This is a genomic window from Undibacterium sp. TC4M20W, assembly GCF_049340245.1.
Lineage (GTDB): Bacteria > Pseudomonadota > Gammaproteobacteria > Burkholderiales > Burkholderiaceae_D > Undibacterium.
The window spans coordinates 261,801-274,723 of sequence record NZ_JBMPPI010000001.1; the positions used below are offsets into that span (position 1 = coordinate 261,801).

Sequence of the window (12,923 nt, forward strand, 5' to 3'; positions counted from 1 at the left end):
GAAGCAATTAGAAACAAAGTGGCAATTAATTTGCCTTGAAGAAATAATAGGTGGCTTTATAAGGTGTGCGTGTTTCTGCCCCAATCTGGAAATCCGAGCATCCAGTCAAAGGTGCCTTGCCGCCAACGGTGACCACGCGCTGTATGCTGGTGACCTTGGAAAAAGTACCGTTAGGCGAGCTGGATTTTGTTTTCAGCAACAGCCAGGGAATGGCATTGGTATCGACGCTGTCGCTCTTGGCGACTACTTCAGCGACTACTTTGCTGCCATCCGCGGCTTCCCAGGTCGGGCCTTCATAATGCTTGCCCAGTTTGGGGCTGGTAGGGTCATGGCTGGCATATAGCTCAGCCTCTGGTGAGCGGAATACCCATTCAAACTTTTTAGGGCCTGATTTATTGGCACGGCAATCATAAATCTGCACGCCGGTAGCAGCCATCTGGAAGGCCAGTACTTCACCTGCAGGTGCTTTGAGATTGGCTGGCACGCTAACGACCTGGGCAGCAGGTGCAACTGGGTCAGCTGTATGTTTAACAGGCGCAGTCGAGCAGGCTGACAGGATGGCAGCAGTAGCAATACTGCCCGCGATAGCGTTTTTTTTCATTTCTTATACCTTTCAATTAGAGCCGCCAAATTTTAGCAATGGTGTTTCAAAACAAATAAAACACTTACTGAATTTTACATCCTTTGTCAGGAGAACAAGCCCCCTACTTAAGTATGAACAAAGTATGAGTAAAATATCAGCAACATCGGCGAAAATCGCCTGCAGCCTGGATTTTTTCGGTCAGCAGGCCACGGGCCTTCGTGGGACAATGCGGGATTCGCCTGCAGATGAGCAGGCATCAAGGATGATGGATCAGGCCAGATGAGCAACAAGAACAAGAAAGATGCAAGAAACCGCGCTGGCAGCTCATTACTGCATGCGCGCAACCGCCATCAGGGACGCTATGATTTTGCGGCCCTGAGCAAGGCTGAGCCAGCGCTTGCATCTCTGCTTGTCAGCACCCCGGCTGGCGAAACCAGCATCAATTTTGCCGACCCGCTGGCAGTCAAACTGCTCAACAAGGCTCTTTTGCACAGCAGCTATGGCGTGCGTGGCTGGGATATCCCCTCTGAGAATCTTTGCCCTCCAGTGCCGGGCCGGGCAGACTACCTGCATTATCTGGCTGATTTACTGGCTGACTGCAATCAGGGCCGTGTGCCCAAAGGCAGGCAGATACTGGCCCTTGATCTTGGTACTGGCGCCAGTTGCATATACCCCCTGCTCGGTGCCAGCGAATATGGCTGGTCATTCTGCGCCAGCGACATCAATCCCGCCTCGCTGGCTAATGCACGGGCCATCTTGGAACACAATCCCGGCCTGGGCCAGCAGATACAGTTACGTCAACAGGCCAATGCGGCATCCCTGTTCCATGGCATTGTTGGTGATGATGAATGGTTTGATGTCAGCCTGTGCAACCCGCCTTTTCACGCTTCTGCTGAAGAAGCAAGAGCTGGCAGCCAGCGCAAGTGGGAGAACCTGAAGCAAACTAGCCAGGCAGAGCAGGCGCTACCCGTATTGAACTTTGGTGGGCAGGCTGCAGAACTCTGGTGCGAAGGCGGAGAACTGGCGTTTATCAAGAAAATGATCACTGAAAGTGCGGCCATACCCACAAAAATCTTATGGTTTTCTACCCTGGTATCAAAGTCGGCCAATTTACCCGCAATCCATGCGGCATTGAAGCAGGTCAAGGTGCTTAATGAAAAAACCATTATCATGAGCCAGGGCAATAAAGAGAGCCGTCTGGTTGCCTGGACTTTCCTGAATGCAAGCCAACAGGCTGCCTGGGCCAAATTACGTTGGTCAAATAGCAAGAGATAAAGCCTGCGCCTGGGTATTTGCCTCCCTTACAGAATATAATCTTAGCTGTAGCGGCTAGCCCTGGCTTACAATCTCGTTCGTCTGCCGGTTTGCAGCCCGCAGAATCAACAAGAAATATGCAATATGTATCTGTAGAGTCAGAGCACTAAGGGTATTGAGAGAGTACTGAATATAGCGTCGCGTGATTTACTTTTGAGCAAAATGTATCAAGGATAACAATGAAACGTGTAGATGATTTCCGCCTGAAGCTGGGCAAAGATGAGCTGGTTCCTATCATGATCGGTGGCATGGGCGTCGATATTTCCACTGCTGAACTGGCTCTGGTTGCTGCACGTCTGGGCGGTATAGGCCATATCTCTGATGCCATGGTGCAGGATGTCTCTGACCGTCGTTTTGACACCAGCTTTGTCAAGGAAAAGACCAAATTCTACAAATACAATATCAACAATTCCGACAAGACTGACATCAAGTTCAACCTGGATCAACTGGCAGAAGCAACCCGTATGCACGTGGGCAAGACCATGGAAGCCAAGCAAGGCACGGGCATGATCTTTGTCAATTGCATGGAAAAGCTGACTATGAATGGCCCACGCGAAACACTGAAGGTGCGCCTGGAGTCTTCACTTGATGCTGGTATTGATGGCATCACCATGAGTGCCGGCCTGCATCTGGGTTCTTTTGGCCTCATCGCTGATCACCCGCGCTTCCGCGATGCAAAACTGGGCATCATCGTTTCTTCAGTACGTGCGCTGCAACTATTCCTGCGCAAGAATTCCCGCCTGAACCGTTTGCCCGACTATGTCATTGTCGAAGGCCCGCTGGCTGGCGGCCACCTCGGTTTTGGCATGGACTGGGCTGAATATGACCTGCAAACCATCATTACTGAAATCGTCCAGTACCTGAAAGCAGAAAACCTGGATATCCCGCTGATAGCCGCTGGTGGCATTTTCACAGGCAGCGATGCCGTATCCTTTTTGGAAAACGGCGCTGCCGGGGTGCAAGTGGCTACGCGCTTTACGGTCACCAATGAGTGCGGCTTGCCTGCCAGCGTCAAGCAGGAATACTTCAAGGCCAGCGAAGGCGATATCGAAGTCAATAATATCTCGCCTACAGGTTACCCTATGCGCATGCTGAAGAACACGCCTGCCATAGGCGATGGCATACGCCCTGGTTGTGAATCCTATGGCTACCTGCTCGATGGCAATGGCAACTGCGCTTACATCACTTCGTATAACCGTGAAGTGGCAGCCCATCCCGATGCAAAGAAAGTCTCGGTCATGGACAAGACTTGCCTGTGCACCCATATGCGCAACTTTAATTGCTGGACTTGCGGCCAGATGACTTACCGCCTGAAAGACACGACCCGCAAGCTGCCGGATGGCACTTATGAATTGCTGAGTGCAGAACATGTGTTCCGCGATTATCAATTCAGTGTTGATCACCAGATTGCCTTACCTGTGTAAATCACTGCTCTGAATACAAAAACGCCGCTTTAGCCCTTGGGCAAAGCGGCGTTTTCATATGTGCAGGCAATCAGAGTTCAGATGGCTTCTTGCTGGCGATGGTTTTCCAGTTGGTTTTTGCAAGATCGATATTGCCTGCAATGTCTTTTGCCCAGATCGCACGGATCTTGGTATCGAGATTGAAGTAGAGTTTGTTATCGACGATGTCATACACGTCCGGGTCAGCAACAAATTTCTTGCCTATGGAAGCACCATAAGCGCAGTAGCCACCAAAAGCTGGCAGGTATTTTTCTGGGTTGGCCAGGAAAGTCTTTTTGTTTTCTTCGCTGGTGAACAGGTACTCAACCCCATCTACAGTTGCCACATGATGACCAGTACCATGCGCTGGTTTTTCACTGGTAAAGAAAGTCGTGAGATCGTAACCCCGTGCGCCTATGACGCTATTGGTGACCGTATCAGCAGCGCTGATGCCCGGCACTGCTGCCATGGACAATGCGGCTACTGCGGAAAAGAAGATGAATTTGATTTTGCTGACCAGGCTGCTGGAAGTGCGTGATATGGATGTGAGTGATATGGATGTGAGTGACACAGCGTGCTCCTTTATATGGTTGAAAGCGGATTTGAGATTCGCCTTGCTCATGCACAGCGAATGACAGGCACTTTAATTCAGGTCACTAAAGTAAAGAATAGCCATAATATTGAATTCATTATTCCCAAAAATGGAATTATGAGCATCGAATTTGATTTGGCACTCTCTGCGTGCAAACTCATGCTATGCAGAAATATTTGCTTACATTTTGGTGCATGCACCTGCCCGTACTGGTATCACAAGCAATTTCTTTCCCTGATTAGTTGCGAGCAAGATCAAAATCACTGGTATCAGCCTTGGCATGAAAAATGCTGCAATGCACATGCTTGTGTGTCATTGACGATGTTTTTGAAAAGGCCAGCCTGATGAAAATACGCGTGCTCTCCAGCTTCCCGCTTTCTGTCTCACTTTTTCTCTCATTTTTCTTCTCATTTTTTTTCTCCATCAGCCTTTTCCTGTATGGGGGCAACAGCTATGCACAAGAAACTGCGCCAGCGAGTTCTGCAGCAAGTGCCACAACAGCACCTGTAGTGGCTACGGCCACGCCACCAGCCATGACCAAGCCGGGCATGATCGCCGCCGACAAGATCAGCGCTGGCGACACCGCCTGGATGCTGACCTCGACTGCACTGGTATTGCTGATGACAATACCCGGCCTGGCCCTGTTCTACACTGGCATGGTGCGCAAGAAAAATGCCCTGGGCACGATGGCGCATAGTCTGGCAACCACCTGCATCGTCACGGTCTTGTGGGTGGTGCTGGGTTATAGCCTGGTATTCACCGCAGGTTCGCCTTATCTGGGCAGCATGGACAGGTTCATGCTGCACGGCGTGAGCTTCTTGAAAGAAGCCGGGCAGCTCAGCGTGCATCAACTGGCACCGACGATACCGGAAAGCGTATACCTGATGTTCCAGATGACATTCGCCATCATTACCCCTGCCCTGATCACCGGTGCCTTTGCTGAACGCATGAAATTTTCTGCGTTGCTGCTGTTCATCACCTTGTGGTCTTTGCTGGTGTATGTACCGGTCGCGCACTGGGTGTGGGAACCGGCAGGCTGGCTGGCGGCGCGTGGTGTGCTGGATTTTGCCGGTGGTACTGTTGTACATATCAATGCCGGTGTATCTGGCCTGGTGGCTGCTTTGATCGTCGGGCCACGCCTGGGTTTTGGCAAGGAACCCATGCCGCCGCATAATTTATTACTTACTGCGATAGGCGCATCACTGTTATGGGTGGGCTGGTTTGGTTTCAATGCCGGTTCTGCCGGTGCGGCAGATGGCCGCGCCGGGCTGGCGATGCTGGTGACACAGGTGGCGACTGCGATGTCGGCACTGGCCTGGATGCTCGTGGAATGGCTGCGCCGTGGCAAACCATCGGTGCTGGGCATAGTCTCTGGCGCTGTCGCTGGCCTGGTCGCGATCACACCGGCATCCGGCTTTGTTGATCTGACAGGTGCACTGGTCATAGGTGCAGTCGCTGGCGTCGCATGTTACTGGGGAGCGACTTCACTCAAATCCTTGGGTGGCTACGATGATTCACTGGATGTATTTGGCGTGCATGCCATCGGTGGCATAGTCGGGGCCTTGCTGACTGGCGTATTTGCAATGAAGAGCATAGGCGGTGCTGACGGCAGCTTGGCAACGCAGGCCTTTGGTGTCATCGTCACTGTGATTTATTCGGGCGCTGTGACTGCCGTCATTTTATGGCTGATCAAAGTGAGCATTGGCTTGCGCCTGACCAATGAGCAGGAAAGAGAAGGACTTGATCTTGAACTTCACGGGGAGCATATCTTATGAGTACCAGCAGCCTGATACAGAATGCCATGTCGGACAATCTTGCCTTCTCCCTCATGGCAAGACTGCACGTGATTTTACGGCGACAAAATGGCCGCGTGACTGACATAGAGTACATGCGCGTCAACCCTGGCTATTGCCGCAGCATACTGGACATGGCGCTGGCATTACCGAATCAGGATTTGCACGATATCTGTCAAAAGCTCGATGAGATTTATTTTGGCGAAGATGGCTTGTTCGTCACGCCACCGCCCCCCACTCCTTTGCTCAACAGACTGGCAGTCAGAAAGCAGTCCAGCAACAAGCTGGACGAGAGCAGCATGCCGGATATGACCAGGATACCCGCGCCTGTGCTTGATCATAATGCCATGGTCGATCAAACCTATATAGGTCGCTTGCGTTAGATTTTTATCCGGTGAGGCCAAGACTCATATTACCATTTGGAGAAATGGTCTTCTGTCACACCCACCAGTTTTTCTATCTGCCGCCTGGGTGCATCCAGACTTGCCCTGACCCAGCCGCTGAAAACACCTATGGGTTGCAGATAACGGCTGCTGGCGATGACGAGGTTTTTATTTTCTGCGCGAAAACCTTCGGGATGAAAATGCAGGTCCAGCAAACCATCATCAGTATAAATATGCCAGTCAGCCATGGCCTGGCCGGGATCAAAGTCGAACTGTGCAGCGCCCAGTGAAATGAGTTGGCCATCCAGCCACAAGGCATTTTCGTGACTGGAAAAATACCCGGCCTGCAAGTTGAAACCTATGTCCAGCGCATGTGCTGATGCCCAGCGCCAGCCAGTTTCACGCGCCAGGAATCCATTGCTATGATCATAGCTGCCTACACCTTTCTGCAAATTGAAACTGCGGCTACCCACACGTACTTCGCCACTCAATGGCATGCCCGCAGATTTGACGGTTGCATGCACAGTACCGCCCAACACTTCACCAACTGCCAGCAAGGAAGGCGCAGCCGGTTTGGCATCCAGCATGGCATTGATGCTGAATGAACCGCAGTGCAATTGCAATTCATAGCACCCGCTGGCTGGCAGATGCTGAAAGCGTATGCGCTTGCCAAAAAACCTAAATGCGGAACTGGCCTGTTCTGCCGGATGCGCATTCAGTGTTGCTGTCAGACCTGGCAGACCATCCTGGGAATAACTGGCAATAAGCTTGCCTGCCAGCCTGTCGAACACATAGGCAAAGGCGGTGTTGGTCCAGCCCACATCAACAATCGCGATACCGCAAAATATTTCTTCTGTCGCCAGCGCCACATAATGCCAGTGCTTGTGGTGCAAGGTTTGCCACAGCTTGCCGCGCCTGTGTGGTGCGGCCAGACTGGTCCAGTCTATGATGGTTGGTGCACCGGCATATTTGCCAAATCGCACCTGACCATCAGGATGCAGGACTTGAGCGGGTGCAGGCGGCAGGAAGTTCGCTGGCATGGTGTCTCCATTTTATATTTTTGTACGCCAGCGATTCTGCAGCAAAGCAGTTAGAGGGTCTATTTCAAATTGCTTTCATATCCTGCACTGCCGGGATAGCCATGAGTTTCAACAAGGCATAGCCCCACAACAGCAAGCCCGCACCCAGGCAGCCATAAGGATCAGCCGCCCCTTGGGGAAATAAAAACGGATAGGTAACGGCAAACACACTCATCACCAGCCCAAACCAGAAGTGACCTGGCACTTTGAACACGCTGGCCAAAGGCAGGAAGTGCAGGCCAATGATCAGCATGGCGAATGGTGTGACCCACCCGGCCAGGCCCATATTCGCCAGCACATTTCCGCCGACCAGGATGATGGCCCACTGAGCTGCATTAATGACATGGAACAGACGCCCTGCCCTTTGCGCAGCCGGGCTATTGTCGTCAGCATAAGCCTTGTATTGCCGGTGACGCTGGACTGCCAACCCGGCCAGCGTCAACCCTGCAATGGCGATGATCAGATAGACCAGTCCTTTGCCTTGCATGGCACGCTGGTTCCATAACACCATCCAGGCAGCGCCAAAGACAGCAAAGAACATTGCGCCTTTGGCACGGGCAGCGTGGGAAGAAAATGTGGCAGCGTTGATTGCAGACATGATGAGTACTCCTTGTTGAATTGCTGCCAGTATGCCGAAACAGAGTGTGTAATATCAGAGCAAAGTGTCAGGACTTGGCGGTGACAAATGTCATGGTTTTTTCGGATGCAAAAATGTAATTGGCATAGTGAGTCTCACTTGCATGCATAATATCGCTTTTGTAATTGTCGGCAAATTTGCCTGCAATGCGGTTCGCTCAGGCGGCCAAGGACAGGAGATTCTTCAGTGCACTTACTCATTATCGTCATTGCCTTGTTGGCCCTGGCTTATTTTCTGAATCAGGCCATGCAAAAGAACAATCATGCGCAGGACGGAAAGTCCTTGCCTGCGGCTGGCCGTGATGCGGCACATCAAAGCCATCTCGACCGTACTGCCAGTGCACAGGCAGTGGCTTTTATCTCGGAAGGTAAATTGTTTTACCGCGCAGCCCATGGTGAAACCAGGCAATTGCACAGCCCCTATGTGCAAGAGATGCTGGACAAGATGGAAAAACACAGGGAAAGACATGCATGGAAGCAAAACACCAGTTTTGGGGTTTCTGCCTCAGGTGCCTGGCGTCAGTTTGATGGCGAAGGCGCGCAGATCAATGCGACCTCTATGCAATTTGATGAGCAGGGCCGCATCCTGTATTTTTTGCAGGATGCCGGCATGGGTGGCCTGTTTTCGTATGATCTGGAAACTGGCACCGAAAAGCGCATCTTGCACAGGCAAAACCTGGCACTGACAGACATGCATCTGGACCAGGGCAGTGGCAAACTGCTGGCCTCATCGATGAACAAAACCGGCATCGCCAACTTGGTCATGTGCAATCGCGAAGGTGATGAATACCGGGAGTTGACTGGTGGCGATACCCTTGACACCAGCCCCTGCTGGATACCGGATGCAGGAAAGCAGATCCTGTATCAATCCACCGGCATCGCCCGCAATCAAAGTGGCGTCACGCTCGCTTATGGCAATGCCAGCATACAGATGCTGGATGTAAAAAACGGCGCTGTTACGCCGGTGCTGGATGATCCTCAATATGATTTCCTGCACCCACGTGTCTGCCCGCAAGGTAATCTGCACTTCATCCGCCGTCCTTATGAAGTACCCCAATATGACACCAGCAATGCGCTGCTCGATGCCTTGTTTTTTCCTTTTCGTTTATTGCGTGCAGTGTTTCATTACCTGAATTTTTTCTCCATGATGTATAGCCGCAAGCCTTTGACCAGCGCATCCGGCCCGGCCTTGAATGCAGATTTAAAAGAAATCATCCTCAAGGGCAAACGCATCGATGCTGAAAAAGCCTTGAAAAAAGAGGCCATGGTCAATGGCGTGCCTTCATTAGTACCGGCTTCGTGGCAGTTAGTCAGCCGCAACCGCCAGGGCAATGAAACTGTGCTGGCAACCAATGTAGCCGCTTACGATATACGTGCTGACGGCAGCATTGTTTATTCAAATGGACGCGGCGTATTCTTGCTGGGTAGCGGCAGGCAATCAGGCCTGATATTGAAAAGTGAGCTGATTGCAGATGTTATTTCTCAATAAAACCAGGAAAAAACCTCATATGTTGTCATACAACTTTATGCAGGCTTTTTAAGTTAGAATCAGTCTATAACAATCAATTACTCATCAGAACAATACCCGGTTCATGGAAACTCAAGACTACGCCAACGCTCTGCCTACCAAAAGACGGCATAAGAGCCTGTCTCAGGGGCTGGTAGAAAGTATCAGCAATAACATCAAGAATGGCATTCTGAAGCCGGGTGAAAAGCTGCCCACTGAGTCTGCCATCATGACTTTGTATGATGTCAGCCGCACCGTTGTGCGTGAAGCCATTTCGCATCTGCAGGCTGCCGGGCTGGTGCAAACCCGGCATGGCATAGGCACTTTCATCCTTGAACCCAGCCAGGCTGCCAGCACCGGCATGTTGCGCGAAGCCATCGTCACTGTCAGGGATGTGCTGGACATACTGGAACTCAGGATCAGCCTGGAAACCGAGGCTGCCTGGCTGGCCGCTTCGCGCCGTACAGAAGAGCAGGCGGTAGCGCTGGGCAAGGCGCTGGAAGAAATCCTGGCCAACAAGACCGAAGAAAATGCCTCGGTCAATGCCGATGTGCGCTTTCACCTGCTGATTGCACAATCTACAGGCAACCGTTATTTTGTTGACATCCTTAGCAACCTTGGCACCACCATCATCCCGCGCGCCAGATTGAAATCTGCGATGCTGACACTGGAAAGCAGTACCGGGAATACCAATCAAAATAGCAACAGTGGCAGTAGCTACCTCGAAAGGGTCAACCGCGAGCATGAGGATATTTACCTCGCCATACAGCGCAAAGACCCGGAAGCCGCCCGCGCTGCCATGCGTACCCACCTAAGCAATAGCCGGGAAAGATTGCGACAGGCGCAACAGCGTATAGAAGCTCCTGCAAGCTGATCTCCGCTTAATCCAGGTTTAAATTCAGATTTTTTAAAAGTGTGCTTGTCTTCTCTTATTTTAAGTTGTACGATGACGTATGACTTAAAGAAATAAATAAGCTTACGCACTTACTTTTTAAAACCCGACCAAACCTGGTCATGACGAATCCAGGTTTCCATTTCCGGAGCTACCATGCATCCTCAAGAACTGAAACAAATCCTGTCCTCTGGCCTGCTGTCTTTTCCTCTGACTGACTTTGACGCAGCTGGCGACTTCAATGCCAAGACTTATGCAGAACGTCTTGAATGGTTGGCCCCGTATGGTGCCAGCGCCTTGTTTGCTGCCGGTGGCACGGGTGAATTTTTCTCACTGACCGGTGGTGAATATTCCGACATCATCAAGACTGCCGTCGATACCTGCCGTGGCAAAGTGCCTATCCTGGCCGGTGCCGGTGGCCCTACCCGCCAGGCCATTGCCTATGCACAGGAAGCAGAACGCCTGGGCGCACACGGCATCTTGCTGCTGCCACATTACCTGACCGAAGCCAGCCAGGACGGACTGATCCGTCACGTAGAAGAAGTCTGCGCTTCTGTTAAATTTGGTGTGGTTGTGTATAACCGTGGTAATTCCCGCCTGACTGCTGATTCTCTGGAAAAACTGGCAGCACGCTGCCCTAACCTGATCGGCTTCAAGGACGGCATAGGCGATATCGAATTGATGGTATCGATCTGGCGCCGTATGGGTGACCGTTTCAGCTATCTCGGTGGCCTGCCTACTGCAGAAGTTTATGCAGCTGCTTACAAGGCACTGGGCACACCGGTTTATTCTTCTGCCGTATTCAACTTCGTACCAAAACTGGCGATGGATTTTTACCACGCCATCGCAGCAGATGACCATGCCACATCGAATCGCCTGCTTGACCAGTTCTTCCTGCCTTACCTCGAAATCCGTAACCGCAAAGCCGGCTATGCAGTGAGTATCGTCAAAGCTGGTGCGCGTCTGGTTGGCCATAGCGCAGGCCCGGTACGTGCACCACTGACCGACCTGACAGAGGAAGAAGATGCCATGCTGCACAAATTGATTTTGGCGCAAGGTCCACAATAAATTCAGAAGCAAAGGGAGTACAGAATGCAAATCACCGGGCAAATGCTGATCGGTAAAAAAGCGGTTTTTGGTTTGGCAGGTAATGTCAAAGCCATAGACCCATCCACCAATCAGGAAATCGAACCTGTTTTTGGCTTCGCTACAAAAGATGAAGTTGAGCAGGCTTGCCTGCTGGCTGAACAGGCGTTTGACAGCTACCGCACGACCAGCCTGGAACTGCGGGCACGCTTCCTGGAAGCGATCGCCACAGGCATCATGGATCTGGGCCCTGCACTGATAGAACGTGCAGCACAGGAAACCGGCTTGCCTGTCGCCCGCCTCGAAGGTGAACGTGGCCGCACCGTCAATCAATTGCGCCTGTTTGCCAAAGTAGTACGTGATGGACACTGGCTGGACGCAACCATAGATAGCGCCTTGCCAGAACGCGCACCACCACGCCCGGATTTGCGCTTGCAAAAAATCGCCCTGGGCCCGGTTGCTGTATTTGGTGCCAGTAATTTCCCGCTGGCGTTTTCAGTAGCGGGTGGCGACACAGCATCTGCTCTGGCTGCTGGCTGCCCTGTCGTCGTCAAGGCGCACAATGCTCATTTAGGCACAGCAGAACTGGTAGGCCGCGTCATACAAAGAGCAGTGGCAGATTGCGCCTTGCATGAAGGCGTGTTCTCCATGCTGGTAGGCGCTGGCAGCCAGGTCGGCCAGCAACTGGTTGATCATCCATCCATCAAGGCAGTGGGCTTCACTGGCTCCCGCTCCGGTGGTCTGGCACTGGTAAAAACTGCCAGCCAGCGCAAAGAACCTATCCCGGTGTATGCAGAGATGAGCAGTATCAATCCTGTATTTTTGCTGGATCATGCACTGACAGCACAAACCACGACACTGGCGAAAAACTTTGTCGATTCACTGGCCTTGGGTGCTGGCCAGTTCTGCACCAACCCTGGTTTGGTAATCGCCATAGAAAGTGCAACAGCACGTCAGTTCTTGCAGGATGCAGCCAATGCACTGGAAGATAAACATGCAGCGACCATGCTGACACCAGGCATACACCAGGCCTATGTCAAAGGCACTACGCATCTGGCTGACATCGCGCAATTGCAATTGGTGGCCAAAGGCCAGCAGGCAGAATCCCCATGCGCAGCACAGGCAATGTTGTCTGTATGTTCAGGCAGCACCTTCCTGAGCACGCCAGCCTTGCAGGAAGAAATTTTTGGACCTTCTTCCATCGCCATTCTGTGCAAGGATTTTGATGAAGTAGTCGCCGTCGCCTCTTCGCTGGAAGGGCAATTGACAGCAACCGTACATGCAGTCGCTGACGATCATGCCCAGGCAAGGAAGCTATTGCCAGTGCTGGAAAGAAAAGCCGGACGCATCCTGTTCAATGGTTTCCCTACTGGTGTAGAAGTCGCGCATGCGATGGTACACGGCGGCCCTTTCCCGGCTACCTCGGATAGCCGCAGCACTTCAGTTGGTGCATCAGCGATCGAGCGCTTCTTGCGCCCGGTTTGTTATCAAGGCTTCCCGGCAGATTTGTTGCCGACGGCACTGCAGGATAGCAATCCTCTGCAACTTGCACGTATGATGGATGGGAAACTGACACTCGCTTAAAGAAAGATGAAGATGTGGAATGGCCCGGGCAT

Annotated in this window: 12 protein-coding genes; 8 read left to right on the plus strand and 4 right to left on the minus strand. The window is 52.0% G+C overall.

What is annotated here, in order from left to right:
• Positions 1-25 precede the first annotated feature (25 nt).
• A complete protein-coding gene (locus tag ACO0LL_RS01305) occupies positions 26-601 on the minus strand; it encodes a DUF3455 domain-containing protein (RefSeq protein WP_422949082.1) in 576 nt (191 codons plus the stop codon).
• Positions 602-862: 261 nt separating this feature from the next.
• Here ACO0LL_RS01305 and rlmF point away from each other — a divergent pair, with 261 nt between their 5' ends.
• Complete coding sequence (gene rlmF, locus ACO0LL_RS01310; protein ID WP_422949083.1) at positions 863-1,858, plus strand: 23S rRNA (adenine(1618)-N(6))-methyltransferase RlmF; 996 nt, start codon at positions 863-865, stop codon at positions 1,856-1,858.
• Positions 1,859-2,076: 218 nt separating this feature from the next.
• Positions 2,077-3,321, plus strand: a complete 1,245-nt coding sequence (locus ACO0LL_RS01315; RefSeq protein ID WP_422949084.1) for a nitronate monooxygenase — start codon at positions 2,077-2,079, stop codon at positions 3,319-3,321.
• A gap of 70 nt (positions 3,322-3,391) precedes the next feature.
• On the opposite strand, the gene ACO0LL_RS01320 is transcribed toward ACO0LL_RS01315, so the two are convergent.
• Positions 3,392-3,910 (minus strand): YHS domain-containing (seleno)protein, encoded by a 519-nt coding sequence (locus ACO0LL_RS01320; RefSeq protein ID WP_422949085.1) that lies wholly within the window; start codon positions 3,908-3,910, stop codon positions 3,392-3,394.
• 365 nt (positions 3,911-4,275) lie between these two features.
• On the opposite strand from ACO0LL_RS01320, the gene ACO0LL_RS01325 reads away from it, so the two are divergent.
• The gene (locus tag ACO0LL_RS01325) at positions 4,276-5,706 is read left to right on the plus strand and encodes an ammonium transporter (RefSeq protein ID WP_422949086.1); all 1,431 of its coding nucleotides are present in this window, start codon (positions 4,276-4,278) and stop codon (positions 5,704-5,706) included.
• The gene (locus ACO0LL_RS01330; protein WP_422949087.1) at positions 5,703-6,107 is read left to right on the plus strand and encodes a hypothetical protein; all 405 of its coding nucleotides are present in this window, start codon (positions 5,703-5,705) and stop codon (positions 6,105-6,107) included. The genes ACO0LL_RS01325 and ACO0LL_RS01330 overlap by 4 nt, the downstream gene beginning before the upstream one ends.
• A gap of 29 nt (positions 6,108-6,136) precedes the next feature.
• Here the strand turns inward: ACO0LL_RS01330 and ACO0LL_RS01335 are convergent, their stop codons facing one another.
• Together ACO0LL_RS01335 and ACO0LL_RS01340 are read right to left on the minus strand one after the other, a co-directional pair.
• Complete coding sequence (locus ACO0LL_RS01335) at positions 6,137-7,147, minus strand: DUF2804 domain-containing protein (RefSeq protein ID WP_422949088.1); 1,011 nt, start codon at positions 7,145-7,147, stop codon at positions 6,137-6,139.
• 64 nt (positions 7,148-7,211) lie between these two features.
• Positions 7,212-7,784, minus strand: coding sequence for a hypothetical protein (locus tag ACO0LL_RS01340; protein WP_422949089.1), 573 nt, complete (start codon positions 7,782-7,784; stop codon positions 7,212-7,214).
• Between the two features lie 225 nt (positions 7,785-8,009).
• Between ACO0LL_RS01340 and ACO0LL_RS01345 the strand changes: the two genes are divergently transcribed.
• From ACO0LL_RS01345 to ACO0LL_RS01360, 4 genes are all read left to right on the plus strand, one after another.
• Complete coding sequence (locus ACO0LL_RS01345) at positions 8,010-9,311, plus strand: TolB family protein (RefSeq protein WP_422949090.1); 1,302 nt, start codon at positions 8,010-8,012, stop codon at positions 9,309-9,311.
• A gap of 103 nt (positions 9,312-9,414) precedes the next feature.
• Positions 9,415-10,203: a FadR/GntR family transcriptional regulator gene (locus tag ACO0LL_RS01350; RefSeq protein ID WP_422949091.1), complete on the plus strand. Its 789-nt coding sequence runs from the start codon at positions 9,415-9,417 to the stop codon at positions 10,201-10,203.
• A gap of 174 nt (positions 10,204-10,377) precedes the next feature.
• Entirely contained in the window at positions 10,378-11,289 is a 912-nt protein-coding gene (kdgD, locus tag ACO0LL_RS01355) for a 5-dehydro-4-deoxyglucarate dehydratase (RefSeq protein ID WP_422949092.1), read from the plus strand.
• A gap of 24 nt (positions 11,290-11,313) precedes the next feature.
• Positions 11,314-12,891 carry an aldehyde dehydrogenase (NADP(+)) gene (locus ACO0LL_RS01360; RefSeq protein WP_422949093.1) on the plus strand — a complete coding sequence of 526 codons (1,578 nt, stop codon included), beginning with the start codon at positions 11,314-11,316 and terminating at the stop codon, positions 12,889-12,891.
• Positions 12,892-12,923: the final 32 nt, after the last annotated feature.